1 protein-coding gene is annotated in these 525 nt (G+C 59.4%); it reads left to right on the top strand.

Annotation, left to right across the window (positions count from 1 at the left end; all coding sequences use genetic code 11):
- The coding region (locus VU18_RS20250) for a thiamine pyrophosphate-binding protein (protein ID WP_047758221.1) at window positions 1–525 on the top strand (525 nt) is incomplete at both ends.

Here is a 525-nt window from a genome sequence, read left to right as displayed (position 1 = left end):
GGGGGGGGCGGTGCTCCCGCTGTATGACGAGTTGTATAAAGCCGGCGTGTTCCACGTGCTGACGCGGCATGAGCAAGGGGCCATCCATGCGGCGGAAGGATATGCGCGCATTTCTGGAAAACCAGGGGTCGTCATCGCCACCTCCGGCCCGGGAGCGACCAACATCGTCACCGGGTTGACCGACGCGATGATGGATTCGCTGCCGCTCGTCGTCTTTACCGGGCAAGTGGCCACGAGCGTCATCGGCTCGGATGCGTTTCAGGAGGCGGACGTTGTCGGCATTACGATGCCGATTACGAAACACAACTACCAAGTGCGCGACATCAGCGAGCTGCCGAGAATCATTAAAGAGGCGTTTCACATTGCGACGACCGGGCGCCCCGGACCGGTGTTGATCGATATTCCAAAAGACATTACGACGGCCGAAGGGGAGTTTGATTACGATCAAGACGTTCATTTGCCTGGCTATCAGCCGACGACGCAGCCGAACCATTGGCAAATCCGCCGGCTTGTCGAGGCGGTCAG

It is taken from the genome of Geobacillus sp. ZGt-1 (assembly GCF_001026865.1).
Taxonomy (GTDB): domain Bacteria; phylum Bacillota; class Bacilli; order Bacillales; family Anoxybacillaceae; genus Geobacillus; species Geobacillus thermoleovorans.
Note: the sequence above shows the minus strand (reverse complement) of the source record. Positions and strands in the feature narration are given on the sequence as shown.